The organism is Parafannyhessea sp. (assembly GCF_051876455.1).
Taxonomy (GTDB): domain Bacteria; phylum Actinomycetota; class Coriobacteriia; order Coriobacteriales; family Atopobiaceae; genus Parafannyhessea.
This window is the reverse complement of record NZ_JBJEHW010000027.1, coordinates 1-25811: the sequence shown is the minus strand read 5'-3', so window position 1 is coordinate 25811 and position 25811 is coordinate 1. Positions and strand designations below refer to the sequence as shown.

The following is a 25811-nucleotide window of genomic DNA, read 5'->3' as shown; positions in this document are numbered from 1 at the left end:
TCACGGAGGAGATGGCCGTGGCCGAGGCCGCGCGCTGCATGAGGTGCAAGAAGCCGCTGTGCGTGCAGGGCTGCCCCGTCAACATCAACATCCCCGCGTTCATCCAGAAGATCTACGAGCACAAGTTCGGCGAGGGCCTCGACATCATCCACGAGCAGTCCATGCTGCCCGCCATCTGCGGCCGCGTCTGCCCGCAGGAGACCCAGTGCGAGGGCAAGTGCATCCGTGGCGTCAAGAGCCAGCCGGTCGCCATCGGCCAGCTCGAGCGCTTCCTGGGCGACCAGCCCGAGCTCGCGAGCAAGCCCAAGCTCGCCCCCAAGAACGGCAAGAAGGTCGCCGTCATCGGCTCCGGCCCGTCCGGCATCACCTGCGCCGGCGAGCTCGCACGCAACGGCTTTGACGTCACCGTGTTCGAGGCGTTCTTCACCGGCGGCGGCGTGCTCGTGTACGGCATCCCCGAGTTCCGTCTGCCCAAGACGGTCGTCAAGCGCGAGATCGACGGCCTCAAGGAGCTGGGCGTCAAGTTCCAGTTCAACTCCGTCATGGGCAACCTCGCCGACGCCGACGAGCTGCTGAACGAGAAGGGCTTCGACGCCATCTACGTGGCGACTGGTGCCGGCCTCCCCAAGCTGCTCAACATCCCCGGCGAGAACCTCCCCAACGTGTTCTTCGCGAACGAGTACCTCACGCGCGTGAACCTCATGAAGGCAAACAAGTTCCCGCAGTACGACACCCCCACCAAGCACGGCAAGCACGTCGTGGTCTTTGGTGGCGGCAACGTGGCAATGGACTCCGTCCGCACCGCGCTGCGCCTGGGCGCCGACGAGGTCACCCTCTGCTACCGCCGCACCGAGGCCGAGATGCCCGCGCGTCGCGCAGAGGTCCTGCACGCCAAGGCCGAGGGCGTCAAGATCCACGAGCTGGTCTCGCCGCTCGAGTTCATCGCGGGCGAGGACGGTGCCGTGTGCGCCGTCAAGGTCCAGGACATGAAGCTCGGCGAGCCGGACGCCTCCGGCCGCCGTCGCCCCGTGCCCATCGAGGGCGCCATCGAGGAGATCCCCTGTGACGTCGCGATTTCCGCCATCGGCACCAACGCCAACCCCTTCGCGAAGAAGATCGGCGGCATGGAGCTGAACAAGTGGGGCTACATCGTGGCTGACGAGGAGACCGGCCGCACCTCCAACCCGAAGATCTGGGCTGGCGGCGACATCGTCACCGGTGCCGCGACCGTCATCCTGGCCATGGGCGCCGGCAAGAAGGCCGCCGCGGACATGACCAAGGTGCTCCTGGGCAAGGACGAGTAGCGCTCGCAGAGTGACGCCCGCCCCATCGCACGGCTTGAAGCAGGGTCCCGACCGCACGCGCGGCCGGGACCCTTTTGGTTGGGCCGTTCTTCTCGCCCGCGGGAGCCACGCCCCCGCTCTGGCAGCGGCTCCTTCGAGGGATGCGGCACCTCTCGCCCGACGCTTCGCGTGCGCGCGGCGGGTCCCGCTGCGCTACCATGGGACGCGACCTGACGACGGAAGGAGGGCCATGGAGGCCTACAAGCAGGAGTTCATCGAGTTCATGGTTCAGAGCGACGTGCTGAAGTTTGGCGACTTCACGCTCAAGAGCGGGCGCAAGTCGCCGTTCTTCATGAACGCGGGCGCGTACGTGACCGGCGAGCAGCTGAGCCGCCTGGGCAAGTTCTACGCGCAGGCCATCCACGAGAACTTTGGCGACGACTTCGACATCGTGTTTGGCCCCGCGTACAAGGGCATCCCCCTTTCCGTCGTGACCGCAATCGCCTACCACGAGCTGTACGGCAAGGAGGTCCGCTACTGCAGCGACCGCAAGGAGGCCAAGGACCACGGCGCGGACAAGGGCCAGCTGCTGGGCGCCGACCTGCACGACGGCGACCGCGTGGTGATCGTTGAGGACGTGACCACGTCCGGCAAGTCCATTGACGAAACGTATCCCAAGCTCAAGGCCGCCGCGGACGTGAACGTGGTCGGGCTGATGGTCTCGCTCAACCGCATGGAGGTCGGCAAGGGCGGCAAGGTGACCGCGCAGCAGGAGATCCAGGAGAAGTACGGCTTCCCCGTGGCCTCCATCGTGAACATGCGCGAGGTCGTGGACGCGCTGTACGACCACGAGGTCGAGGGGCGCGTCGTGATCGACGACAGGCTCAAGGCCGCGATCGACGCGTACTACGAGCAGTACGGGGTTAAGGAGTAGGACGCCCCGAGAATCGGCGTGACGTGCGCGGCCGGGCCCCTCTAGTTGGGACCCGGCCGCTCTTGTTGCGCCAGGGAGCGCGCCACGCCGGAGGAGGCGGGCAGGGCCTCGGACTGGGTCCCGTCGGACACGGTCGCGGCCTCCGCTACCTTGCCGCCACCAGCCACTCGCACGCCAGACCCACGGCGGCGGCCACGACCGCCGGCACGACCCACGCCATGCCCATGCCGGCCAGCGGCAGCGCGTCGGAAGGCAGCCATGCGGCAGGGATAAGGACGTTTCGCACTGACTCGGACACGCTTACCACGCCAGCCGCCAGCACCACCAAGCGCCACATCAGCTGCCTGCGCGGGCGGGCGGAACGCCCTACCTGTCCTTCTCGCCCCGCACGCTCTTCCGGAACCGCACCAACCGAAGGTGCGCTCTGGCCGACACCGTCACCTGGCCCCTCGACCAAGCCCATGACCATCAGGCAGATGCCCATGGGATATATGGCGTTCAAGACGGGAACCGACCATGCCAGGATCGCCGTCAGGCCAACGTTCGCGATGGCACACGAGACCACGCTGACGATGGCCGCCCACCAGCGATAGCTGATGCGCGGAAACGCTTGGTCGAAGTATTGTGCTATGGAGGTCACCAGTCCCACGCACACGTTGAAGCAGGCCAACACGAATATGACCGCCACCAGCACCCTGCCGGCAACGCCCAGCGTGCCAGTGGCGGCGCTGCTGATGACCTGGGCGCCGTTGCCCGCATCCGGCACGACGGACCCCATGGTATACCCCACGTACGAAAGCCCACAGTACACCAGGGCCATCAGCCCGCCCGCCACGATGCCCGACCGGCTGACCTGCATGGCCACCGCTCGCGGCTCGCTGAGGCCCAACGACCGCACGTTCATGGCTATGACGTAGCCAAAGGCCAGCGCCGCCAGAAGATCGAGCGTCTGGTATCCCGTCTGGAACCCGGCAGCCACGGGGGCGCTGGCATACGCGTCAGTGGGTTTGCCGGCGGTTCCGGCCGGGGCAGCGATGGACCCCACCACCAGTACCGCGATGAGCCCCAGCAGCAGCGGTCCCGTCACCTTGCCCATAAGCGACTTCAGCCTGGTGGGATGCAGCGCCAGCACAAAGGCCACCACAAAGAACGCGACCGAGTAGAGCAGCTGCGCCACCGTCATGTCAACGCCTCGCGGCAACAGCGGCACGACCATCTCGAACGACGTGGAGGCAGTCCGGGGAATGGCCAGCAGGGGACCTATGCACAGGTACGTCAGCGTGACGAATGCGAGCGAGAAGGCCCTCCCGATTCGATCGCCCAACTCCCGCGCGCTGCCCGCCAGCGACACCGCCGCTATCATCGCAATGGGCAGGCCCACCCCGCTGACAAGGAAGCCCAGGGTCGCGAGCGGGGTGGCCGTGCCGGCGCGCACGCCCAGCAGCGGGCACAGGATCAGGTTCCCCGCCCCAAACAGCATGGAGAACAGCGTGATCCCCACGGTCAGGCCATCGCGCCTGGTCAGCCGCCCTCCGGCGACACCCGTCGATTGCAAGCCCACTCCCCCAGACAAGACGTCACGACGCGGCGCCCGCCACGGACGCCGCGTCCCTCTCATACTATTAAAATTTATCACACCGGCATTGGGCGGGGACTCTGCCGCGGGCGCAGGCGCCTCGACCTCGGGGCCGGGCCTTGGAGGGCGGCGCAGTCTGGTGTCGCTAGCGGTTCGCCTTCAGCGTCGCGAACATCTTCGTGTTGTGGCGCTTCACGAACGAGATGAACTTGCCCTCCTGGTAGGCCAGGGCCACGTTCTTCTGCTTGATCGGCACGAGCATCGCGGCCATCATCTTCGAGCGAGGGCGCGCCGTCACCACGGCGACCTGGGCGCGCTGGCTCGTGATCATGTCCTCGATCTGGCGGCACTTGTCCTTCTCGGAGAGCTCGCACTTGGGGTTGCAGACGTTCTCGATACAGCCGATGAGGCGCTCGATGTAGCGGCGCTGGATCATCTCGTTGCTGGCGGCGTCGCCGAGCAGGCCCCAGTGCTTGTAGAGGTCGAGCATCCAGGTGTGCTCCTCCTCGCGCTTCGCGTACATGTCCGGGCGCCAGCGGGCCGTCTCGGACTCGCTGCGCTGGCGGATGAAGTGATAGTACGGCTGCGAGATCACGCCCACGCGCTGCACGTCGCGCACGTAGTCGAGCACGAAGGGGAAGTCGTCCCAGAACGTGGGGCGGAAGCGGATGTGCAGGTCCTCGATGCGGGAGCGTAGGAACAGCTTGTTCCAGGGCGGATAGAGCTGGTTCTCGTCAAACAGGCGGAAGGCGGCGGCGCGGAACTCCTCCTGGGTGTGGTAGACGGCGTCGGCGCAGGCCTTCACCTCGGTGGTGTGCTCGCCGGCCTTGCCGTAGTACGTGTCGATGTAGAAGCCCGAGACGACGAGCTCGAGGTTCTCGCGCTCGGCAAACGTGAGCATGTCCTGCAGCATGTGGGGCTCGGCCCAGTCGTCGGCGTCCATGAACATGACGTAGCGGCCGCGGGCGCGGTCGAGCGCGTAGTTGCGCGCCGCCGGAGCGCCGCCGTTCTGCAGGTGGTAGACGTTCACGCGGATGTCGCGATCCGCGATGGAGTCGAGGATCTGGCCGGTGCGGTCGGTCGAGCCGTCGTCCACGGCAAGCAGCTCGAAGTTCTCGAAGGTCTGGTGCTGGAGGCTCTCGACGGCCCGTCGCACGTAGCCGTCCACGTTGTACGCAGGCATGATGACCGAGATCTTTGGCATGCGTGGGGTCATTCGGCAGGCTCTCCAAACCACAATCGACACACGACGTAGGGCAACTTTCGAAATTATCGCCCACCACGTGACATGCCGTGTGTCGAAGACGTGGAGTTCAATATACGCACAAACTGACAAGACAAAAGCAAGACAAGGGCGCCGGGCGAGAAGAACGCGTCCTTCTCGCCCGGCGCCTGATGCCGGTTTGTGTGGCGGTGCCGCTCGCAGCCAGGGCGGGTCGCTAGGACTTTGCCACCATGATGCCGAGGCTCGCGCCAAGCTGCGAGGAGTTGATGACCTCCCAGCTGCTGCCCGCGCCGTCGTCCTCCTTGGTCGTGGGCGCGTCGAGGCGCGTCAGGTTGCTGATGCCCATGGACTGCACCTGCTCGGCCACCTCGGTGAGGTCCGCCGTGGTCATGTCCGTGTTGATGTCATACAGGAGGTCGGCGCCGTGGCTCAGGAGGGCGGTCACGCCGGAGCCCTTGTAGCTCTCGAGCTTGTCCCACACGCCGTCCGTGGCGAGCATCACGTGGGTCATGCGGAGGTTGGCCGCCTTCGCGAGCGGCGCCACGCACGCCGACGCGCCCGACGCCGCAAAGAGGTCCGAAAGACGCATGTCGGACTTGCCGTCGTTCACCTTGGTGTCGAGCGGAATCGTGACGAGGTAGCCCTTGTTCTTGGTGGAGTTGAGCGTGAGGATCTGCGCGTTCTTGAGCTTGGGGGTCTCGGCGTTGACGTCGTCAACGGTGAGCACGAGCACGTTCTCGAACGAGTCGTCGGATATGGTGTAGCCGTCGGGGCTGGTCACGGCGGACTGCGTCTCGAGCGAGGCGCTCAGCGTCTTGTTGCCGACGCTGATGGGCTGCTGCGCCTTGTTCCACAGGACGCCCACCAGGACCACCAGGCACACGCCCACGGCCACGAGAACCGCGATTGCGATGTAGTTGCGATAGGGGTTGTAGCGCGGAACGTCCGTGCGCTCAAACCGCTCGCGCTTCCTGTGTTGCATCTTCCCTCCCCTGGCGAGGCCGCGTGTCCGCGCCCCCGCAGGTAGCTTGCAGAAACCCTTAGAAGATGATACCTAATCCGCTCACGACGAGTCCGCAGACCACGCCCACCACGTAAATGAAGGCGGTAATCGCAACGTTCTGGCGCATGTCGCGGTTGGTGCGGAAGAGGACGAGAAGCCCCATGCCGCCGGAGACCAGAAGGCCTGCCATCATGGGGCCGGCACCAAGGGAGCCGGCAAGGTAGAGCTCCGTGATCGCGACGGACGCGCCGCAGTTGGGGATGAGCCCGATGAGTGCCGCGAGCAGCGTCGCGCGGAAGGGGTGCACGCCCAGGAAGTGGCCGATGGCGTCCGTGCCCGCGAGCTCGATCACCAAGCCAAACGCAAGCGTGACGAGGAAGATGAAGAACGTGACCTCGGCCGTGTGGATGAGCGCGCTGCGAACTATGTGCCAGATTCGGCTGCCGCGGGAGTGGCCGTGTGCGTGGGCGTGGTCGTGCCCCGCCGCACCCGCGGCCGTGCCGTCGGCCGAGGCGTCAAGGTCTTCTCCCTCGATCTCGTCGCACTCGCAGTGGGCGGCCTCGCAGAGTTCCGCAATGTGGGCGTGGCCGTCGCCGGCTCGGTGCAGGGCTCGCAGCACCATGTCCACCAGGAGGCCCACGACCATGCCAATCGCGACCTTGGTGCCCATGATCGCGAGCAGGCGGCCCACGGGCTGCTCGTGCGCCACGAACACGGGAATCATCTCGTCCGAGGTGGAGAGGATCACGGCCACGAGCGTGCCGGCGCTCACCACGCGGGCGGCGTACAGCGTGCCGGCCATGGCGGAGAATCCGCACTGCGGCAGCGCGCCCAGGAGCGCGCCCACCACGGGGCCGGACTTGTCCGCGCGCGCGATGATGCGCTCGGTCTTACCGCCCGCGGCATGCTCGAGCGCCTCCATGGCAAGGTAGGTGACAAACAGGAACGGAACGAGCTCCAACGTGTCATGCACGGCGTCGAGAAGAACGTCCACAAAGAGCTGAGGCGTCAAACCGGGTACTCCAATACTTTCGATATGTATGTTCACACACAAGCTCGGGGCGCGTCCGAGTGGTCGCGCCCACAGTATATGAGCAGATGAACATATGCATTTACCTGCGCTTTAATCGCAGCGAGCGCAGAGATTATACCCATTTGCCAGCAAGGCGCCAACATAAGCTTGCGCCACACAATGCCATCACGCCTTACATGTCAGCCTCGCGCGCGCCTCCACGCGCGCACGTTGCCCGCGACTAGCCCCAGGGCTCGAGCGCTCCCTGCGGATACGCCACGTCCTCGAACGTGAGGCCCTCGGCCGGCGCCGTGGGGCCGGCAGCCTGCCGCGACCGCGCCTCCAACGCATCGCCCAGCCACTCGGCGTCGCGATGCCCGCGGCCGACCTCCACGAGCGAGCCCACGATGATCCGCACCATGTTGTGCAGGAACGCGTTGCCGCGCACGTCGACCGCAATGAGCTCCTCCCCCGCTTCGCGCACGCGCGTCACGTCGACCGCCGTCAGGCACCTGCACGTGGAGCGCCCGTCGGACTCGAGCAGCTGCGCGGAGGCGGCCTTGCAGAAGCTCCGGAAGTCGTGCTCGCCCAGGAGGCATCGCGCGGCCGCACCCATCGCATCCACGTCGAGGTCCGCCGCCGTCCGCAGCCACCACGAGTGACCCCACGCCATGACCGGTCGCGCCGGCCCGCAGGCGATCCGATAGCGATACGCGCGCTCCACCGCGTCAAACCTTGCGGAGAAGGACGCGCCGCCGCGGTAGATGCCACGTATTGACAGGTCGTCTGGCGTGAGCGCCACGAGCGAGGCGGCCGTCCTTCTCCCCGATCGGGCAAGCTCGTCGGCCGTCACGGGCACGCTCACGTACTGCGAAAGCGCGTTCACCCCCGCGTCCGTGCGACCGGCGCACGCCATGTCGACCTCGCGACGGAGCACGGTCTCCAGCGCACGCCGGAGCTCGCCGGCAACGGTCCGCTGCCCGGGCTGCTCCGCGTAGCCGCTGAACCCCGCGCCGCGGTAGCCGACCCTGAGCACGAGCGTGCCCGCAACCTCGTCAGGCGTCAGCACGCCATCGCCGGGAACGTCCTTCGGCAGCGCAGCATTCCCGGATGTCCTTGCGCCAATCCCGTCCATCAAACCGTCCAACGCAACCTCCGCGGCATCCCTTGCAGTTCTCTGCGCTCAGCGCAGCCGTCACATGGCCCTCAGAGCGATTCTGAGCGCAAATTCGGCCCGTTATCACATTAATACGAGCAAGTGCCCACACGCCGTCCCAAGGCCCAATTTCGGGCCGCATGTCCGACGCGCGCATCTCCCGCCGACTCAGGCCATCCAAAAAAGGAGGCCCGCAACCGCGAGCCTCCCAAACAAAGCTATGTGCGAGTTGCCACTAAGGCTACTCGGCCTTCTCCTCGGTGGCCTCCTCGGATGCGGTCTCCTCGACCTTCTCCTCGGCCTTGTCCTCGGCAGGCTCCACCTTGGTGACAGTGGTCTTGGCCTCGGCCTTCTTGACCGGCTCGTTCACCATCTCGATGATGACGACCTCGGCCGCGTCACCCTTGCGGGGACCAAGCTTCATGATGCGGGTGTAGCCGCCGTTGCGGTCTGCCCACATGCCCTGGGCGGCCTTCTCGAAGACCTCGCGCACGACCTCCTTGTCGCCAACCTTTGCGATGGCGAGGCGGCGGGAGTGCAGATCGCCCTTCTTGGCCCACGTGATGACCTTGTCGACCTCGGGGCGGATGGCCTTGGCGCGGGCGTCAAGAGTCTTGATGCGATCGTTGGCAAGCAGGGAGGCGACGAGGCTCCTCTTCATTGCCTTGGTGTGGCTGGCATCGGTGCCAAGCTTCATGCCACGCTTCTTGTTGTGTCTCATGGTCTAGCTACTCCTAAGTAAAACTTGCGACGTGTCCTAGGCCTTGAGGCTAAGACCCATAGATTCGAGCTTGTCCTTGACTTCCTCGATGGACTTGACGCCAAAGTTGCGGATGTTGAGCAGGTCGTTCTCGGAGAACTCCACCAGCTGGCGCACGGAGTGGATGCCGGCGCGCTTGAGGCAGTTGTAGGAGCGGACGGAAAGGTCCAGGTCCTCGATCTGCTTGTCAAGCTCGGTGTTGTCCTCCTCGACACCACTGGCGAAGATGGAGGTGTCCTCGACGGGCTCCTCCTCGTCGGCCAGCGTCATGAAGGCGTTCATGTGCTGATCGACGATGTTTGCGGCCTCGACCACCGCATCGCGCGGGGAAACGGAGCCGTCCGTCTCGACCTCGAGGATCAGACGGTCATAGTTGGTGTGCTGGCCGACGCGGCACGGCTCCACCGTCTTGGCGCAGCGGCGCACGGGCGAGAAGAGCGAGTCCACGTGGATGATGCCGATGGGATCGCCGTCACGCTCGTTGTCGTCGCCGGAGACGTAGCCGCGACCGGTGCCGATGCGCATCTGCATGGTGAGGTGAGCGCCCTCGCCGAGCGTGCAGATGACGTGGTCCTTGTTCACGAGCTCGAACTGCGCGGGAACCTGGAAGTCGCCGCCGGTGACGGTGCAGGGGCCGTCGATGGAGACGGTCGCCACGGCCTCGTCGCCCGTGCCCATGCTCTTGAACACAAGGCCCTTCACGTTCAGGACGATATCGGTGACGTCCTCGTAGGCGCCCTCGACGGTCGTGAACTCGTGCTGAACGCCATCGATCTGGATGGCCTCAACTGCGGCCCCCTCGAGGGAGGACAGCAGCACGCGGCGAAGAGAGTTGCCGAGCGTCTCGCCATAGCCGCGCTCCAGCGGCTCCGCGGTAACGCGGGCGAGATTATCGGAAATCTCCTCGACCGACACCTGCGGTCGGATGAATTCGGACATGAAAACCTCCTACCGGTCCAGACTTACTTGGAGTAGAGCTCGACGATGAGCTGGGCGTCGATGTCCAGGTCGATCTGGTCGCGGACGGGGAGCTGCAGGACGGTGCCCTGGAGCTTCTCGATGTCGACCTCGAGCCAAGCGGGAACGGCAACGTGCTCGGAGGAGATCAGGGCCTCCTTGATGGGGAGAAGGTCCTTGAACTTCGGCGCGACCGCGACGACGTCGCCGGCCTTCACCTGGTAGGAGGGGATGTCAACGCGGTGGCCGTTCACGGTGATGTGGCCGTGGCGGACGGTCTGGCGGGCCTCCCTGCGGGTGCGGGCGAAGCCCAGGCGGTAGACCACGTTGTCAAGGCGGGACTCGAGGATGGTCATCAGGTTGTCACCGGTGATGCCCTCGACCTTCTTGGCCTTGTCGTAATAGCCGCGGAACTGCTTCTCGAGGACGCCATAGATGAACTTGGCCTTCTGCTTCTCGCGAAGCTGCTGGCCGTACTCGCTCTCCTGGCGACGACGACGCTGGTGCTCGCCGCGGTTGCTCTTCTTGTTGTAGCCCATGTCGACGGGCTCGATGCCAAGCTGGCGGCACCTCTTGAGGACAGGGGTCCTATCAACTGCCATTGCTACTGTCCTTCCTTACTACACGCGACGACGCTTGCACGGACGGCAACCGTTGTGCGGAATGGGGGTCTTGTCCTGGATGCCCGAAACCTCGAGGCCGGCGGCCTGGAGGGAGCGGATTGCGGTCTCGCGGCCGGAGCCGGGACCCTTCACGAACACGGCGACCCTGTGAAGGCCATGCTCCATGGCGGCCTTGGCGCAAGCCTCAGCGGCAACCTGAGCGGCAAACGGGGTGGACTTGCGGGAACCCTTGAAGCCGACGGTACCACCGGACTGCCAGGCGATGACGTTGCCCTGGGGATCCGTGATGGAGATGATCGTGTTGTTGAACGTGCTCTTGATGTGAGCCTGGCCCACGGCGATGTTCTTGCGGTCGGCGCGACGGACGCGCTGGGTGCCGCGCTGGTTCTTCTTCTGTGCCATTTATCTACTCCCTACGCGCGCTTCTTTGCACCGATCTGACGCTTCTTGCCCTTGCGGGTGCGAGCGTTAGTGTGGGTGCGCTGGCCGCGGACAGGAAGGCCCTTGCGGTGACGGAGGCCGCGGTAGCAGCCGATCTCCATCAGGCGGGCGACGTTCTGGCGAACCTCGCGACGGAGGTCACCCTCAGTGGTGAAGTGCGCGTCGATGTAATCGCGGATCTTCGTCACGTCGTCCTCAGTGAGGTCCTTGACGCGAGTGTCGGGGTTAACGCCAGTCTCCGCGCAGATCTTGGTCGCGCTGGTCTGACCGATGCCATAAAGATACGTAAGACCAACCTCAACGCGCTTCTCGCGGGGCAGGTCGACGCCGTTGATACGTGCCAACTTCGAGCTCCTCTCTTAGCCCTGACGCTGCTTGTGGCGAGGGTTCTCGCAGATCACGTAAACCTTGCCATGGCGACGAATGATCTTGCACTTGTCGCACATCTTCTTGACCGAAGGACGTACCTTCATTTCAGTTCCTTTCGGTAGTTCTCATACGAACTGGTCTTGCCTGGCGCCTCAGGTGGAGCTAAGACGCCGCTATGTAATCGCCCAGCCGCAGGCGTGAATATCCTAGGCTGATGGTGCCTCGGGGCACCAGCCAGGGTTACTTGTAGCGATAGGTGATGCGACCCCTCGTGAGGTCATACGGCGAAATCTCGACGACGACCTTGTCACCCGGGAGGATGCGGATGTAGTTCATCCTGATCTTGCCCGAAATGGTGCAGAGGATAGTCTTACCGTTCTCAAGCTCAACGTTAAACATTGCGTTGGGAAGGGGCTCTATGACCTTGCCTTCCAGCTCGATTCCGCCTTGCTTTGCCACCTTGCCTACTTTCTCCCTGTGAATCACAGCGACTGAATATCATACATAAATCCACACAGCACGTCCACGCCGCGGACGTACCTACATTCTAGCTGCACATATCCGTGCCCAGCGACGCGGGCGAGAAGAACGTCACGCCTTGGCCTCGCCACCACCCTGCATGGAGCACCACGGGCCCTTCTCGTCCTGCGTCAGGATGACCGGGCCGTCCTTGGTGATGCCGATGGTGTTCTCGAAGTGGGCCGCGGGCAGGCCGTCGTCCGTCACGACCGTCCAACCGTTCTCGCGCACGTGGGTCTCGTTGGTCCCGAGCGTGAGCATGGGCTCGATCGCGATCATCATGCCGACCTGCAGCAGCACGCCCCTCCCCTTCTTGCCGTAGTTGGGGACGTTGGGGTCCTCGTGCATGGAGTGGCCCACGCCGTGACCGGTGTAGTCGCGAACCACGCCATAACCGTTGTTCTCGGCCAGGGATTGCACGGCATAGCCCACGTCACCCAGGCGGTTGCCAGGGACCGCGGCCTCGATGGCGGCTTTCAGGCAGTCGCGCGTGCACTCGCAGAGGCCCTGCACCTCGGTCGGGACCTCTCCGACGTAGAACGTCCAGGCGTTGTCGCCTGCCCAGCCCGCCTTGTTGGCACCCACGTCCACGGAGAGGATGTCGCCGCTCTTGAGGATGACGCCAGGTGATGGAATGCCATGCACGACCTCGTCGTTGACGGAAGCGCAAATGCTCGCGGGAAACCCGCCGTAGCCCTTGAAGCCCGGCTTGGCGCCGTTCTGACGGATTAACGCCTCGACGGCCAGGTCGATCGACTTGGTCGACACCCCAGGCTTTGCGAGGGACCCCGCCAGTCGGAGGGCGCGCTTGGAAAGCTCGCCCGCCGTGGCGCGGTACTCGTGCATCTCGAGCTGCGTCTTGATGTGCATCATAGGCCGAGGAGCACCTTCACGTCAGCGTAGACATCGTCGACGGGACGGTCCCCGTCGACCTTCTTGAGCAGGCCCTTCTTGCCGTAGTAGTCCACAAGCGGCTCGGTCTGCTCGCGGTAGGTGTCAAGACGCTTCTTGATGGTCTCGGGCTTGTCGTCGTCGCGCTGGTACATCTCGCCACCGCAGCGCGGGCAGACGTCCACGCCGGCGCCGGCGGTATAGCCGCAGGAGCGGCAGGTGCGGCGAGAGCTCAGTCGGTTGATGATCACCTCGGGCGCAACGTCGACCAGAAGCGCCGCGTCCAGGCTGATGCCCATGGCGTCGAGCTCGCGGTCGAGCACCTCTGCCTGCGCGGTGTTGCGCGGGAAGCCGTCGAGGATGAAGCCTCGCTTGGCGTCGTCCTGGTCGAGGCGCTCCTTAACGAGGTCGATCACCAGACGGTCGGGGACGAGCTTGCCGGCGTCCATGTACCCCTTGGCCTCGACGCCGAGCTTTGACTGCGCCTTCACCGCGGCGCGAAGCAGGTCGCCCGTCGAGATGTGAGCGACGCCAAAATCCTCAACGAGCTTCTGGGCCTGGGTACCCTTGCCGGCGCCCGGTGCGCCAAGAAGGACGATCTTCATGAGTTGCCGCCTTTCGCGTTCTAATGGCCTTGCGGCCATGTCTTCACATAGGTGAATCCAGTGTAGCCGCTGCAGGCACGATCCGTCGAGAAGGGGCTGGAAATGCGGTCGATTTTCTTCCGCAGGCATTGGGCCCACGGGACAGCGCCTCTACGCTGGGTGACACGAACGCATCCACCCAGCGCATCCACCCAGCAGCGGGAACCGATTATGGGGACTCGCCCTTCTCCGCCGCGAAGCCATGGGGCCCGGGGATACAAATGCAAAAGAGGGGTCCCGAAGGACCCCTCCATTACTGTTGCGCTATTCCGCGATTGGGCTATTTGAAGAACCCGTCGTAGTTGTGCATCTTCAGCTGGCTCTCGAGCTGCGAGATCGTGTCCATTGCCACGCCGACCATGATGAGGACCGAGGTACCGCCAAACGACTGCATGAGCGTGTTGCCGGTGATCGAGAACAGGATGGACGGAACGACGGCGAGCACCGCCATGAAGAGGGCGCCGGGCAGCGTGATGTGGTCGAGAACGCTCTTGATGTACTCGGCCGTCGCGTTGCCGGGGCGAACGCCCGGGATGAAGCCGCCAGACTTGCGAAGCTGGTCGGCGGTTTCGTCCGGGTTGAACACCATGGAGGTGTAGAAGTACGCAAAGAACACGATGAGGACGACGGAGAGGATCCAGTTGACCCAGCCGGACGCGAGTGCGTTTGCGAAGGCCTGAATCCAACCGACGTTGGGGAAGAACACAGCGATCTGGGCAGGCAGGTAAAGCAGGGCGGAGGCGAAGATGATGGGCACGACGCCAGCCGTGTTTACCTTGATCGGTAGGTAGGTGGACTGGCCACCCATGATCCTGCGACCAACGACTCTCTTGGCGTACTGCACCGGGATGCGACGCTGGCCGCGCTCGATGTAGACGATCACCGGGATGATGGCAATCATGACCAGTATGGTGACGATCGTGATGATCATGCCCGTGCTGGAGGTCTTGATGGAGGTCGTCAGGGCAGAGGGAAGGCCGGCCATGATGTTCGCGAAGATGATGAGCGACATGCCGTTGCCGATTCCGCGCTGCGTGATGATCTCACCGAGCCACATGATGATGATCGCGCCAGTCAGCAGAACGCCGACGATGATGATGTCCTCGAGGAACTCGGGGAAACCAAGGTTAGAGAAGTCGATGCCGTAGCTCTTGAAGAGGAAGAGGTAGCCGATTGCGTTGATGAGCGCGAGCACGATCGTGAGGTAACGCGTGTACTGCGTGATCTTGCGCTGGCCAGCCTCGCCCTCCTTCGCAAGCTCGCCCAGCGAGGGGATCACTGCCTGGAACATCTGCAGAATGATCTGCGCGGTGATGTACGGCATGATTCCCAGGCTGAAGACGGACACACGGGAAAGTGCGCCGCCGGAGAACAGGTTGAGCACCGCGATGGCACCGCTACCGGCAGCAGCCGTCTGGAACACCTCGAGCATGCGCGCGAACGGCACGCCCGGGGCGGGCAGATAGGCACCAAAGCGATACAGGCAGAGAATCCCGATGGTGATCAGGATCTTCTTCCTGAGCTCCGGAACGCGGAACGCATTTGCGATTCCCTTTAGCACGCCTGCTCGACCTTTCCACCGGCCGCCTCAATCTTGGACTGGGCGGAAGCGGAGACCTTGTCGACCTTAACGGTGAGCTTCTTGGTCAGCTCGCCGTCGCCAAGGACCTTGACGGGGATGTAGTCGTGCTTGATGACGCCCTTCTCCTTGAGGGACTCGGCGTCGACGGTGTCGCCATCGGCGAAGAGGGCCTCGAGGCGAGCGACGTTCACGGGAGCGTACTCGACGCGAGAGTGGTTGGTGAAGCCGGGGAGCTTCGGGAGGCGCATCGCGAGCTGCGTCTGGCCGCCCTCGAAGCCGGCACCCTTGCCGCCACCGGTGCGGGAGAGCTGGCCGTTGGTGCCGCGGCCCGACGTGGTGCCGTAGCCAGAGGAGTTTCCGCGGCCGACGCGCTTGCGGGCCTTCTTGGAGCCCTCCGCGGGACGAAGATCATTGAGCTGCATTTGGGTGACTCCTAGTTCTCTTCAACCTCAACAAGGTGCTTGACCTTGAAGATCATTCCACGAACGCTCGGGTTGTCAGGCAGCACGGAGACGTCGCCAATCTTGCGGAGACCCATGGCACGGCAAGTCCTGGTCTGGTCCTCCTTGACGGACGCGACAGCGCTGTGGACGAGCTTGACGGTGAGCTTCTTCTCGTCTGCCATCGGTTAGTCCTCCTTCTTACCGTTGAACATCTCGCTGACGGTAAGACCGCGACGCTCAGCAGCCTCCTCGGGGCTGGAGAGGGACTTGAGGCCCTCGGCGGCAGCCTTGATGATGTTGAGAGCGTTGTCGGTACCGAGCGACTTGGAAAGCACGTTGGTGATGCCGGCGAGCTCGAAGAGCGGACGCACGGGGCCGCCAGCGATGACGCCGGTACCCTCGATAGCCGGCTTGATCAGGACGTGGCCGGCTCCGAAGTAGCCGTCGACGGGGTGAGGGATGGAGCCACCAGCGGTGACGGGGACCTTGAACATGTTCTTCTTGGCGTCCTCGACACCCTTCTGGATGGCCAGGGGCACCTCGGCGGACTTGCCCTGGCCGAGGCCGATGTTGCCCTTGCCGTCACCGACGACGACGAGAGCGACGAGGGACATGCGGTGTCCACCCTTGACGGTCTTGGACACACGGTGGATGTAGACTACGCGCTCCTGAAGATCGGAGTCATTCTGGCGCTTACGATCACGTGGCATTCAAATTCCTCCTAGAACTTCAGGCCCGCGGCACGGGCACCGTCTGCGAGAGCCTGGATACGGCCGTGGTAGAGGAAGCCGCCGCGGTCGAAGGTGACCTCGGTGACGCCCTTCTCGACCGCACGCTCGCCAATGAGCTTACCCACGAACTCGGCGGCCTCCTTGTTGGAGCCGACCTTGCCGAGAGCCTTGAACTCGGGGCTGAGGGTGGAAGCGGAGCAGATGGTCTTGCTGTCCTGGTCGTCGATCACCTGAGCGTAGATGTTCGCGTTGGTGCGGTGAACACTCAGACGAGGACGCTCGGCGGTGCCGAAAACCTTGGCGCGGACGCGACGCTTACGGCGCTGAAGGCCCGCACGCTTAGCCTGGTTCTTGTTCATTCCTTCTCCTTCAAACGCCACCACCTGACGGGGTGATGGTCTTCTCTATGGCCTAGCGAGACTACTTACCAGCCTTGCCGAGCTTCCTACGAATGTGCTCGCCCTCGTAGTGAATGCCCTTGCCCTTGTACGGCTCGGGCGGACGCTTGGCGCGCACCTCGGCCGCGACCTGGCCGACCTGCTCCTTGGAAATGCCCTTGACGGTGATGTGGGTGTTGTCGGGCACCTCGAAGGAGATTCCCTCGGGGGCCTCGATGACGACCTGGTGGGAGTAGCCGAGCGAGAGGTCAAGGTTCTTGCCCTTGAGGGCGGCACGGTAGCCGACGCCGGTGAGCTCGAGCTTCTTCTCGAAGCCCTCGGAAACGCCGAGCACCATGTTGTGGATGAGGGTGCGAGTGAGACCCTGCTGGGCGTTGGAGTCCATCGTGTCGTCGTTGCGGGCGACGAGGACCTCGGAGCCCTCCTGAGAGATGGTCACGAGGTCGGAGAAGGTGCGAGAGAGCTCGCCCTTGCCGCCCTTGACCGTGACGGTGGAACCGTCGATAGTCACAGTAACGCCAGCGGGAACCGTGACAGGCTTCTTACCAATACGAGACATTGTCTCCTCCTATCTAGATTCGACCGTTGGTTACCAGATGTAGCAGATGACCTCGCCGCCGATGCCGAGCTTGCGGGCATCGCGGTCGCACATCATGCCCTTGGAGGTGGAGATGACGGCGGTGCCGAGTCCACCCTGGACACGCGGCATGTCAGCTGCGGTGGTGTAAATGCGGAGGCCCAGCTTGGAGACGCGGCGGATGCCACGGATAACCTTGCTGTGACGCGGGCCGTACTTGAGCGTGACGTGCAGGGTCTTCTGGGGCTTGGTGTCCTCGACCTCGTACGACGCGATGTAGCCCTCCTCGCAGATGACGCGCGCGACCTCGACCAGGACCTTGCTCGAGGGCATGGAGACCTCGGACTTGCCGGCAGAGTTTGCGTTGCGGATGCGCGTCAGCATGTCTGCGATGGGATCAGTAACCTTCATTGATTCCTTCTCCTTCGTTAGTGATGAAACTGCGCGTTCGGTTCATCTGGACCCTTAGCCCAGATGCCTTAACGCCAGAGCCCTTAGCCTACCAGGATGCCTTGGTGACGCCAGGGAGCTCGCCCTTGCTCGCCAGCTCGCGGAAGCAGACACGGCAGAGGCCGAACTTGCGATAGACGGAGTGGGGACGCCCACAGCGCTGGCAGCGGTTCTGCTTGCGGGTCGAGAACTTCGGCTCACGGTTCGCCTTGACGATCATCGATGTCTTAGCCACAAATCCTCCTTCAGGAAGAGACCCCGACGCCCTGTCGGGGTGTTTGACGAAACTTTGACTAGTCCTTCTTGAACGGGAAGTTGAAGGCGGAGATGAGCGCCCTGCCCTCCTCGTCCGTCGGGGCGGTGGTCACGATGGTGATGTCCATACCACGGACGTGGTCGATCTTCTCGAAGTCGATCTCGGGGAAGATCAGCTGCTCGGTGACGCCCATGGAGAAGTTGCCGTGGCCGTCGAAGGACTTGTTGCTGATGCCACGGAAGTCGCGGATGCGAGGGATGGCGATGCAGATCAGGCGGTCGAGGAACTCGTACATGCGGTCGCCGCGAAGGGTCACCTTGGCGCCGATGGCCTGGCCCTCACGCAGGTGGAAGGTAGCGATGGACTTGCGGGCGTGCGTGATCATCGGCTGCTGGCCGGTGATGGCGCGAAGGTCCGCGACGGCACCGTCGATGGCCTTGGAATCGGTAGCGGCCTCGCCGACGCCCATGTTGACGACGATCTTCTCGATCTTGGGGATCTGGTTGACGTTGCCGTAGTTGAACTGCTTCTGCATTGCGTCACGAATCTCGGAGACGTACTTCTCCTTCAGACGCGGCACGTACTTCTCGGCCATCTGGCACTCCTAACTCATGGGGTTTTAAGTGCGGGGTTGGTCCTCGCACCTCCCAGTCCCTGCGACTGGGAGCCGTGCGCTCTAGGGTTTTAGGCATACCTATCCCCACATAGAGACGCAAGGTTAGATATTACGTGTTTCTCGCCCGCTTTACCAGCGTCTTTTTCCTGGGGCGGAATCTTCGCAGTTTTGACAAAAGAAGGGTCCGCCCATTTGGACGGACCCTTGCGTGATTTCGCTATGGGCGAGAAGGACTAGAACTTTGCGCCGCACTTCTTGCAGACGCGGACCTTCTTGCCGTCCTCCTCGGCGTGGCCGACGCGGGTGGCCTTGCCGCAGGTGGGGCACACGAGCGCGACGTTGGAGACGTCGATCGCGGCCTCCTTCTCGACGATGCCGCCCTGCTGGTTGGCCTGGGTCGGGCGCTGGGCCTTCTTGACGACCGCGACGCCACGAACGACAACCTTGCCCTCGGCGGGAAGAGCCTTGATGACCTCGCCGCGCTTGCCCTTGTCCTTACCGGACAGGACCTCGACCTGGTCGCCCTTCTTCACGTTCATCTTTGCCATTCGTTCTCACTCCCCCTACAGCGTCTCGGGTGCGAGCGAGACGATCTTCATGTACTTGTGATCGCGCAGCTCGCGAGCGACGGGCCCGAAGATACGGGTACCCTTGGGCTCGCCATCCTTGTTGACCAGGACGCAGGCGTTCTGGTCGAACTTGATGTAGCTGCCGTCCTTGCGACGGGTCTCCTTGGTGGTGCGAACGACGACGCAACGCACGACGTCGCCCTTCTTAACAGAGCCGCCCGGCGTGACCTCCTGCACGGCGCACATGATGACGTCGGCGAGGCCAGCATAACGGCGCTTGGAGCCACCCATGACCTTGATGCACTTCACGCGCTTGGCGCCGCTGTTGTCAGCGACGTTGAGCATGGTCTCCATCTGAATCATTGCTGTTCCTCCATACCTGCCCCCCAGAGGTGCGCTCGCCGAGGCGGCGCACTTGAGGGAACGGGGTGAATACGATCGCTACTTTGCCTTCTCCACGATCTCCACGACGCGCCAACGCTTGGTCTTGGACATGGGGCGGGTCTCCATGACGCGGACGGTGTCGCCGAGGCCACACTCGTTCTTCTCGTCATGGCAGTGGAGCTTCTTGGAGATGGTCATCATCTTGCCGTACTTGGGGTGGTGCTTACGGTAAGTGATCTGAACGGTGACGGTCTTGTCGCCAGAGAGGGAGATGACCTCACCGGTGCGGACCTTACGAGCGTTCCTGCTTTCGGTTTCTGCCATTTCTGTCTCCTGCAACTAGTTCTGGGCAGCGGCGTTGTCCGCTGCGATCTGACGAGCGCGCATCTCGGTCTGGATGCGGGCGATGTCACGCTTCACCTGCGAGACGCGGGCGGTGTTGTCCAGCTGGCTGGTAGCCATCTGGAAGCGAAGGTTGAACAGCTCCGCGCGACCATCCTCGAGCTTCTGTGCAAGCTCCTCGTCGGAAAGCTCTCGAATATCCTTGTACTTCATAGTGACTACTCCTCCACGTCCTGGTCGGCGCGGGTGATGATCTTGGTCTTGATCGGCATCTTGTACTGGGCCAGACGCAGGGCGGCCTTTGCGGTCTCCTCGTCGACGCCGCCGATCTCGAACATGATGCGGCCGGGCTTGACGACGGCCACCCACTCTGCGGGATCGCCCTTGCCCTTACCCATACGGGTCTCGAGCGGCTTCTTGGAGATGGGCTTGTCCGGGAAGATGGTGATCCAGATCTTGCCGCCACGCCTCATCCTACGGGTGATGGCGACACGAGCGGCCTCGATCTGACGGTTGGTGATCCAGTGACGCTCCAGGGCGACCAGGCCGTAATCGCCAAAGTGCAGCTCGGTGTTGCCCTTGGCCTGGCCCTTCATGGAGCCGCGCTGAACCTTGCGGTGAAGGACTCGCTTGGGTGCCAGCATTAGCGACCCCTCCTCTCGTTGCGACGGCGGGGACGGCTGGAGCCCTCAAGCGCCGGGTTGGGCGCAGGCTGGCCAGGCATCTTCTCGCCAAGATAAATCCAAACCTTCACGCCGCAGGCACCCATGGTGGTGCGAGCGGTTGCCTCGCCAAAGCCGATCTTGGCGCGCAGGGTGTGCAGGGGCACGCGACCCTCACGGGACCACTCGCGACGACCCATCTCGGCGCCGTTCAGACGGCCGGAGCACTGGACGCGGATGCCCTTGGCGCCGGCCTTGCGGGCGGACTGGATGGCCTTGCGTACGGCACGGCGGAAGGCGATGCGGCCCTCGAGCTGCTCGGCGATGGACTGAGCCACGAGCTGAGCGTCAAGCTCGGGACGCTTGATCTCGATGACGTCCACGGAAATGTTGCCCTTGGAGACGCCCACGATCTTCTCGAGCTCGGCGCGGAGCGCGTCGATCTCGGAGCCCTTCTTGCCGATGACGATGCCCGGACGGGCGGTGTAGATGATGACCTTCACCTTGTCGCCGGCGCGCTCGATGTCAACGCGGGAAAGCGCGGCGCTCGCAAGCTTCTTCTCCAGGAACTTGCGGACCTTCAGATCGTTGCCAAGGTTCTTGGCGTAGTCCTTCTTATCGGCGTACCAACGGGAACGCCACTCCTCGGTGATGCCGAGACGGAAGCCAGTAGGCTGTACTTTCTGACCCATACTTCCCCTACGCCTCCTTTCGAGGTGCAACGACGATGGTGATGTGGCTGGTGCGCTTGTTGATGCGCGACGCGGAACCCTTGGCGCGAGGACGGATGCGCTTCAGCGTGGGGCCCTCGTCGACGTAGGCGGACACGATCTGGAGGTTCTCGGAGCGAAGGCCGTTGTTGTTCTCGGCGTTCGCCACGGCGGAGCGGAGGACCTTCGCGACCGGCTCGGCGGCTGCGCGGGTGTTGAACTGGAGCAGCTCGAGCGCCTTGTCCACGGACTTGTTGCGAATCTGGTCCACGACCAGGCGGACCTTGCGGGGAGCCATGCGCACGTACTTGGCGGTGGCCCTGACCTCGTTGTTGTTAGCCATTTATTCCATACCCCCTGTTAAGCCTGCTTGTGGCCACGGAAGGTGCGGGTGGGCGCGAACTCGCCCAGCTTGTGGCCGACCATGGACTCGGTAACGTAAACGGGGACATGCTTGCGGCCATCGTGGACGGCGATCGTGTGACCGACCATCTCGGGGAAGATGGTGGAGGAACGCGACCAGGTCTTGATGACCTCCTTCTTGCCAGCCTCGTTCATAGCGGCGACACGCGCAAGGAGGCGAGTCTCCACAAACGGGCCCTTCTTGAGACTTCTGCTCATTCTTAGGTACTCCTAATACTCGTGTTCCGGCTACTTCTTGTTGCGACGACGGATGATGAGGCGGTTCGATGCCTTCTTCGGGTCGCGGGTCTTGTAGCCCTTCGTCGGCTTGCCCCAAGGCGTGACGGACGGACGACCAGAGGTGTGGTTCTTGCCCTCGCCGCCGCCGTGCGGGTGGTCGACAGGGTTCATGACGGTACCACGGACGGTCGGGCGCACGTTCATGTGGCGCTTGCGGCCGGCCTTGCCGATCACGATGTTGCTGTGCTCGGCGTTGCCCACGACGCCGATGGTGGCGCGGCAGGTGAGAAGAACGCGGCGAAGCTCGCCGGAAGGCATGCGGAGCGCGGCGTAGCCGTTGTCCTTACCCATGAGCTGGACGGAGGTGCCGGCGGAACGAGCCATCGCGGCGCCCTTGCCAGGCTGGAACTCGACGTTGTGGAGCAGGGTGCCAACGGGGATCTCGGACAGCACGGTGCAGTTGCCCGGCTTGATGTCGACGTCCTTGGTGCCGCTGACGACGACGTCGCCAACGTGCAGGCCCTCGGGAGCGAGGATGTAGGCCTTCGCGCCGTCGGCGTAGTGCAGCAGGGCGATGTTCGCGGTGCGGTTGGGGTCGTACTCGATGGTCGCGACCTTGGCCGGCACGTTGTCCTTGTTGCGCTTGAAGTCGATCTTGCGATAGCGACGCTTGACGCCGCCACCCTGGTGACGGGTGGTGATGCGGCCGTTGTTGTTGCGGCCGGCCTTCTTGGGCAGGGGCTCGAGGAGGGACTTCTCGGGCTTGTCGGTAGTGATCTCCGCGAAGTCGGAGATGGTCTGCCAACGCCTGCCGGCGCTCGTTGCCTTCAGATGTCTAACTGCCATTACAATTTCCCTTTCTTGTCCGTTGGCCAGACCGCCCGGGAATGGCGACCTGACACCGGATTACCACGGTACCGCGCGTATCCATCATGCGCGGCATAAGAGCCCGGCCTCCGAGGAGGCTCGGGCGAAGAACCAGTTACTCCTCGGCAGCAGCGCCCTGGTTGGAGAAGACCTCGATCTGCTCACCATCGGCGATGGTGACGACAGCCTTCTTCCAGGTGCGGGTCTTGCCGGTGACATAGCGGACACGCTTGTTCTTGGGCTTGACCCACATGGTGTTGACCTTGAGGACGTGAACGTTGAAGAGCTTCTCGACCGCGTCGGCAATCTCCTCCTTGGGAGCCTTGGCGGCAACCTCGAAGGTGTACTTGCCCTGCGACATCAGGTCGAACGAGCGCTCGGAGACGACCGGGCGAATGATGACGTTGTAGACGGAGTTCATTACGCGAGCACCTCCTCGAGCTGCCTAGCGACTGCGGTGGACATGACGAGGGCGCCGTTGTCCAGCAGGTTGCGGGTGTTGGCCTCGGAAACGCCGATGACGTTGACCTTGGGGACGTTCCTGAACGCGAGGTAGGTGTTGACGTCCTCGTCGTCGACCACGACGGTCACGCGCTTCTCGGCAACGGAGAGTGCCTTGAGAAGTGCGACGGCCTGCTTGGTCTTGGCGTCGGCGAAGTTCAGCTCGTCAACGAGCATGAGCTCGCCGTCAGCGAGCTTGCCGGAGAGGACGGAGCGCATAGCAAGCTTCTTCTCCTTGTTGTTGGCGCGCTTGGAGTGATCACGGACCTGGGGCCCGAAGATCACGCCGCCGCCGACCCACTGGCCAGCGCGGATGGATCCCTGGCGGGCACGACCGGTGCCCTTCTGGCGCCAAGGCTTGACGCCGCCGCCGGAGACCTCGTGGCGGTTCTTGACGGAGTGGGTGCCCTGACGGAGGGAGGCCTCGTAGGCCACGACTACCTGGTGCACCACGGGAATGTTCGGCTCAATGCCGAAGACGTCGGAGGAAAGCTCGACCTCGCCGGCCGCCTTCCCCTCCGCGTTCTTAACTTCGATCTTGGACATTAGTCCTCCTTGTTAGCCTTAGGGTGTGATTGCGATGGGCCCTTAGGCCATGCGGATCGAAACGAGCGCGTTCTTGCCGCCGGGGACAGCACCCTTGATGAGCATGAGGTTCTGCTCGGCATCGACGCGAACGAGCTTCAGGTTCTTGACGGTCACGCGGGCGTTGCCGTAGTGGCCAGCCATGTGCAGGCCCTTGCGGACGCGCGCGGGGTAGGCGCACTGGCCGATGGAGCCGGGCTTGCGGTGGTTCTTGTGGGAGCGGTGCCAGTCAGCGCCGGAGAAGTTCCAACGCTTCATGGTTCCCTGGAAGCCCTTGCCCTTGGAGGTGCCGATGACGTCGACGGTCTTGACGTCCGCGAAGTCTGCAACGGTGACCTTCTCGCCGGTCGCATGCTCCTCGCCCTCGGGGACGCGAACCTCGCGCAGGAAGCGCATGGGCTCGACGCCGGCGGCGGCGAAGTGGCCGGACATGGGCTTGTTGACGTGCTTGGCCTTGATGTCGCCGAAGCCAATCTGGACGGCGTCATAGCCATCGGTTGCCTTCGTCTTGACCTGCGAGACGACGCAGGGGCCAGCCTGGACGACGGTGACGGGCACGACGTTGTCGTCCTCGTCCCACACCTGGGTCATCCCGAGCTTGCGGCCGAGAATAGTGTTGACCATTCCTGGTCCTTTCCTTAGGTGGTCATGGGACCCTAGAGGCGCATCCTGCGCCCCTCCCCAGCGGACCACATCCAACGGGTGCTTCGCGCTTGAGCTGGGCATCTTCCTCGCGGGCAGGCATTCCCTCACAGGACGGGAATGAGCGATTTAGACACAGTTGCCCAATTGCGGCAGCCTGTCTAGTGTACACGCTCGGGACCGTGGTATGCAAAGAGATTTTCTCGCCACAATCCCTGCAAAAATCGCTGGTAAAGCCCGGCGGCACGCGTCTTCTGATGCGCGCCGTCGCACAACAAAGCACCCCGCCGCCATAAGGCGACGGGGTGCCGTCACATCAACCCGTTAGGGCATCGATAGGCTTAGAGCTTGATCTCGATGTCCACGCCTGCGGGAAGGTCGAGGCGCATGAGGGAGTCGACCGTGGACGAGCTGGGGTCGAGGATGTCGATGAGGCGCTTGTGGGTGCGCATCTCGAACTCCTCGCGGGAGTCCTTGTCCTTGTGCGGCGAGCGGATGACCGTGTAGAGGTTGCGCTCGGTGGGCAGGGGGATAGGACCAGAGACACGGGCGCCGGTCTTCTGCGCGGTGTCAACGATGAGCTTCGCGGACTGGTCAACGACCTCGTGATCGTAGCCCTTGAGGCGGATCCTGATCTTCTGGCTTGACACTTCTAATACCTCCATCAAATGGCAGCGGCTGGCTGCCGTTGGCTACTTAACTTAGGCGTTGACGCCGCTCTTCGCGACGATCTCGTCCCTGATGTTCTTCGGGACGGGCTCGTAGCTCGAGAACTGCATGGTGTAGGACGCGCGGCCCTGGGTCTCGGAGCGAAGGTCGGTAGCATAGCCGAACATCTCGCCCAGGGGCACCTTGGCGCGGATGACCTTGGTGTTGGTGCGGTCCTCCATGCCCTCGATCTTGCCACGGCGACCGGAGAGGTTGCCCATGACGTCGCCCATGTACTGCTCGGGCGTCTCGACGGTGACCTCCTCGACGGGCTCGAGAAGGACGGGGTCGGACTGCTGCAGGGCGTTCTTGATTGCCATGGAGCCAGCGATCTTGAACGCGGCCTCGGAGGAGTCGACCTCGTGGTAGGAGCCGTCGACCAGGGTGACCTTGATGTCCTGCACGGGGTAGCCAGCGATGACGCCGGACTCCAGAGCCTCCTGGATGCCCTTGTCGACAGAGGGGATGTACTCCTTGGGGACGGAGCCGCCGACGGTGCCGTCGACGAACTCGTAGCCAAAGCCCGGCTCCATCGGCTCGAGGTCGATGATGGCGTCGCCGTACTGGCCACGGCCGCCGGACTGGCGGACGAACTTGCCCTGGACGTGCTGGACTGCGTGACCGGCGGTCTCGCGGTAGGCGACCTGCGGCTTGCCCACGTTGCAGTCAACGTGGAACTCGCGGCGCAGACGGTCGACGATGATCTCGAGGTGCAGCTCGCCCATGCCGGCGATGATGGTCTGGCCGGTCTCC

Annotated in this window: 38 protein-coding genes and 1 pseudogene; 2 read left to right on the top strand and 37 right to left on the bottom strand. The window is 63.8% G+C overall.

The annotated features are described in order from the left end of the window. The coding region (gene gltA / locus ACI38Z_RS01215; RefSeq protein WP_439788370.1) for an NADPH-dependent glutamate synthase at nt 1-1304 on the top strand (1304 nt) is incomplete at its 5' end. Nucleotides 1305-1533: 229 nt separating this feature from the next. After that, on the top strand, nt 1534-2217 hold the full coding sequence (gene pyrE, locus ACI38Z_RS01210) for an orotate phosphoribosyltransferase (protein ID WP_439788369.1): 684 nt from the start codon (nt 1534-1536) through the stop codon (nt 2215-2217). A 145-nt stretch (nt 2218-2362) separates the two neighbouring features. Here the strand turns inward: pyrE and brnQ are convergent, their stop codons facing one another. From brnQ to fusA, 37 genes and pseudogenes are all read right to left on the bottom strand, one after another. Further along, nucleotides 2363-3772 carry a branched-chain amino acid transport system II carrier protein gene (gene brnQ / locus ACI38Z_RS01205; protein WP_439788368.1) on the bottom strand — a complete coding sequence of 470 codons (1410 nt, stop codon included), beginning with the start codon at nt 3770-3772 and terminating at the stop codon, nt 2363-2365. Nucleotides 3773-3938: 166 nt separating this feature from the next. Then, the gene (locus ACI38Z_RS01200; RefSeq protein ID WP_439788367.1) at nt 3939-5009 is read right to left on the bottom strand and encodes a glycosyltransferase family 2 protein; all 1071 of its coding nucleotides are present in this window, start codon (nt 5007-5009) and stop codon (nt 3939-3941) included. A gap of 223 nt (nt 5010-5232) precedes the next feature. Further along, entirely contained in the window at nt 5233-6000 is a 768-nt protein-coding gene (locus ACI38Z_RS01195) for a hypothetical protein (RefSeq protein ID WP_439788366.1), read from the bottom strand. A gap of 58 nt (nt 6001-6058) precedes the next feature. Next, entirely contained in the window at nt 6059-7033 is a 975-nt protein-coding gene (locus ACI38Z_RS01190) for a putative manganese transporter (RefSeq protein ID WP_439788365.1), read from the bottom strand. 241 nt (nt 7034-7274) lie between these two features. Then, on the bottom strand, nt 7275-8168 hold the full coding sequence (gene truA / locus ACI38Z_RS01185; protein WP_439788364.1) for a tRNA pseudouridine(38-40) synthase TruA: 894 nt from the start codon (nt 8166-8168) through the stop codon (nt 7275-7277). Between the two features lie 262 nt (nt 8169-8430). Next, complete coding sequence (gene rplQ, locus ACI38Z_RS01180) at nt 8431-8910, bottom strand: 50S ribosomal protein L17 (RefSeq protein WP_439788363.1); 480 nt, start codon at nt 8908-8910, stop codon at nt 8431-8433. Nucleotides 8911-8946: 36 nt separating this feature from the next. After that, entirely contained in the window at nt 8947-9888 is a 942-nt protein-coding gene (locus tag ACI38Z_RS01175; protein ID WP_439788362.1) for a DNA-directed RNA polymerase subunit alpha, read from the bottom strand. Nucleotides 9889-9911: 23 nt separating this feature from the next. Beyond that, nucleotides 9912-10508 carry a 30S ribosomal protein S4 gene (rpsD, locus tag ACI38Z_RS01170; RefSeq protein ID WP_439788361.1) on the bottom strand — a complete coding sequence of 199 codons (597 nt, stop codon included), beginning with the start codon at nt 10506-10508 and terminating at the stop codon, nt 9912-9914. Between the two features lie 18 nt (nt 10509-10526). Next, nucleotides 10527-10931: a 30S ribosomal protein S11 gene (rpsK, locus tag ACI38Z_RS01165; protein WP_090847730.1), complete on the bottom strand. Its 405-nt coding sequence runs from the start codon at nt 10929-10931 to the stop codon at nt 10527-10529. Nucleotides 10932-10942: 11 nt separating this feature from the next. Continuing rightward, nucleotides 10943-11314, bottom strand: coding sequence for a 30S ribosomal protein S13 (gene rpsM / locus ACI38Z_RS01160; RefSeq protein ID WP_439788359.1), 372 nt, complete (start codon nt 11312-11314; stop codon nt 10943-10945). Nucleotides 11315-11329: 15 nt separating this feature from the next. Then, entirely contained in the window at nt 11330-11443 is a 114-nt protein-coding gene (gene rpmJ / locus ACI38Z_RS01155) for a 50S ribosomal protein L36 (RefSeq protein ID WP_013252436.1), read from the bottom strand. A 136-nt stretch (nt 11444-11579) separates the two neighbouring features. Beyond that, complete coding sequence (infA, locus tag ACI38Z_RS01150) at nt 11580-11798, bottom strand: translation initiation factor IF-1 (protein ID WP_170103939.1); 219 nt, start codon at nt 11796-11798, stop codon at nt 11580-11582. A gap of 132 nt (nt 11799-11930) precedes the next feature. Next, the gene (gene map, locus ACI38Z_RS01145; protein WP_439788358.1) at nt 11931-12731 is read right to left on the bottom strand and encodes a type I methionyl aminopeptidase; all 801 of its coding nucleotides are present in this window, start codon (nt 12729-12731) and stop codon (nt 11931-11933) included. Then, on the bottom strand, nt 12728-13354 hold the full coding sequence (locus tag ACI38Z_RS01140; RefSeq protein WP_439788357.1) for an adenylate kinase: 627 nt from the start codon (nt 13352-13354) through the stop codon (nt 12728-12730). Before ACI38Z_RS01140 ends, map begins: the two co-directional genes overlap by 4 nt. A 319-nt stretch (nt 13355-13673) precedes the next feature. Beyond that, on the bottom strand, nt 13674-14954 hold the full coding sequence (secY, locus tag ACI38Z_RS01135) for a preprotein translocase subunit SecY (RefSeq protein WP_439788356.1): 1281 nt from the start codon (nt 14952-14954) through the stop codon (nt 13674-13676). Continuing rightward, the gene (gene rplO / locus ACI38Z_RS01130) at nt 14948-15397 is read right to left on the bottom strand and encodes a 50S ribosomal protein L15 (protein ID WP_439788355.1); all 450 of its coding nucleotides are present in this window, start codon (nt 15395-15397) and stop codon (nt 14948-14950) included. The genes secY and rplO overlap by 7 nt, the downstream gene beginning before the upstream one ends. 11 nt (nt 15398-15408) lie before the next feature. Next, on the bottom strand, nt 15409-15600 hold the full coding sequence (gene rpmD, locus ACI38Z_RS01125; RefSeq protein WP_439788354.1) for a 50S ribosomal protein L30: 192 nt from the start codon (nt 15598-15600) through the stop codon (nt 15409-15411). A 3-nt stretch (nt 15601-15603) separates the two neighbouring features. Next, on the bottom strand, nt 15604-16128 hold the full coding sequence (gene rpsE, locus ACI38Z_RS01120) for a 30S ribosomal protein S5 (RefSeq protein WP_439788353.1): 525 nt from the start codon (nt 16126-16128) through the stop codon (nt 15604-15606). An 11-nt stretch (nt 16129-16139) separates the two neighbouring features. Further along, nucleotides 16140-16508, bottom strand: coding sequence for a 50S ribosomal protein L18 (gene rplR, locus ACI38Z_RS01115; protein ID WP_439788352.1), 369 nt, complete (start codon nt 16506-16508; stop codon nt 16140-16142). 61 nt (nt 16509-16569) lie between these two features. Continuing rightward, nucleotides 16570-17106: a 50S ribosomal protein L6 gene (rplF, locus tag ACI38Z_RS01110; RefSeq protein WP_439788351.1), complete on the bottom strand. Its 537-nt coding sequence runs from the start codon at nt 17104-17106 to the stop codon at nt 16570-16572. Nucleotides 17107-17136: 30 nt separating this feature from the next. Next, nucleotides 17137-17535, bottom strand: a complete 399-nt coding sequence (gene rpsH / locus ACI38Z_RS01105) for a 30S ribosomal protein S8 (RefSeq protein ID WP_439788350.1) — start codon at nt 17533-17535, stop codon at nt 17137-17139. An 88-nt stretch (nt 17536-17623) separates the two neighbouring features. Beyond that, entirely contained in the window at nt 17624-17809 is a 186-nt protein-coding gene (locus ACI38Z_RS01100) for a type Z 30S ribosomal protein S14 (RefSeq protein WP_439788349.1), read from the bottom strand. 58 nt (nt 17810-17867) lie between these two features. Continuing rightward, on the bottom strand, nt 17868-18425 hold the full coding sequence (gene rplE / locus ACI38Z_RS01095; protein ID WP_439788348.1) for a 50S ribosomal protein L5: 558 nt from the start codon (nt 18423-18425) through the stop codon (nt 17868-17870). A 254-nt stretch (nt 18426-18679) separates the two neighbouring features. Continuing rightward, the gene (gene rplX, locus ACI38Z_RS01090; protein WP_439788347.1) at nt 18680-18994 is read right to left on the bottom strand and encodes a 50S ribosomal protein L24; all 315 of its coding nucleotides are present in this window, start codon (nt 18992-18994) and stop codon (nt 18680-18682) included. A 15-nt stretch (nt 18995-19009) separates the two neighbouring features. After that, complete coding sequence (gene rplN / locus ACI38Z_RS01085; protein WP_439788346.1) at nt 19010-19378, bottom strand: 50S ribosomal protein L14; 369 nt, start codon at nt 19376-19378, stop codon at nt 19010-19012. Nucleotides 19379-19456: 78 nt separating this feature from the next. Then, nucleotides 19457-19723 (bottom strand): 30S ribosomal protein S17, encoded by a 267-nt coding sequence (rpsQ, locus tag ACI38Z_RS01080; protein ID WP_439788345.1) that lies wholly within the window; start codon nt 19721-19723, stop codon nt 19457-19459. 15 nt (nt 19724-19738) lie between these two features. Then, a complete protein-coding gene (gene rpmC / locus ACI38Z_RS01075; protein WP_439788344.1) occupies nt 19739-19954 on the bottom strand; it encodes a 50S ribosomal protein L29 in 216 nt (71 codons plus the stop codon). A gap of 5 nt (nt 19955-19959) precedes the next feature. Further along, nucleotides 19960-20385, bottom strand: coding sequence for a 50S ribosomal protein L16 (rplP, locus tag ACI38Z_RS01070; protein WP_439788343.1), 426 nt, complete (start codon nt 20383-20385; stop codon nt 19960-19962). Then, nucleotides 20385-21095, bottom strand: a complete 711-nt coding sequence (rpsC, locus tag ACI38Z_RS01065; RefSeq protein WP_439788342.1) for a 30S ribosomal protein S3 — start codon at nt 21093-21095, stop codon at nt 20385-20387. The genes rplP and rpsC overlap by 1 nt, the downstream gene beginning before the upstream one ends. Nucleotides 21096-21102: 7 nt before the next feature. Beyond that, entirely contained in the window at nt 21103-21456 is a 354-nt protein-coding gene (rplV, locus tag ACI38Z_RS01060) for a 50S ribosomal protein L22 (RefSeq protein WP_439788341.1), read from the bottom strand. A gap of 17 nt (nt 21457-21473) precedes the next feature. Further along, entirely contained in the window at nt 21474-21734 is a 261-nt protein-coding gene (rpsS, locus tag ACI38Z_RS01055) for a 30S ribosomal protein S19 (protein ID WP_439788340.1), read from the bottom strand. A 30-nt stretch (nt 21735-21764) separates the two neighbouring features. Then, a complete protein-coding gene (gene rplB / locus ACI38Z_RS01050; protein ID WP_439788339.1) occupies nt 21765-22601 on the bottom strand; it encodes a 50S ribosomal protein L2 in 837 nt (278 codons plus the stop codon). Nucleotides 22602-22737: 136 nt separating this feature from the next. Further along, complete coding sequence (gene rplW, locus ACI38Z_RS01045) at nt 22738-23043, bottom strand: 50S ribosomal protein L23 (RefSeq protein ID WP_439788338.1); 306 nt, start codon at nt 23041-23043, stop codon at nt 22738-22740. Further along, complete coding sequence (rplD, locus tag ACI38Z_RS01040) at nt 23043-23669, bottom strand: 50S ribosomal protein L4 (RefSeq protein ID WP_439788337.1); 627 nt, start codon at nt 23667-23669, stop codon at nt 23043-23045. Before rplD ends, rplW begins: the two co-directional genes overlap by 1 nt. A gap of 42 nt (nt 23670-23711) precedes the next feature. Beyond that, complete coding sequence (gene rplC / locus ACI38Z_RS01035; RefSeq protein WP_439788336.1) at nt 23712-24332, bottom strand: 50S ribosomal protein L3; 621 nt, start codon at nt 24330-24332, stop codon at nt 23712-23714. Nucleotides 24333-24691: 359 nt separating this feature from the next. Beyond that, a complete protein-coding gene (rpsJ, locus tag ACI38Z_RS01030; protein ID WP_009278409.1) occupies nt 24692-25000 on the bottom strand; it encodes a 30S ribosomal protein S10 in 309 nt (102 codons plus the stop codon). Between the two features lie 51 nt (nt 25001-25051). Further along, nucleotides 25052-25811 (bottom strand): annotated as a pseudogene (gene fusA, locus ACI38Z_RS01025) (elongation factor G); the annotation flags it as partial.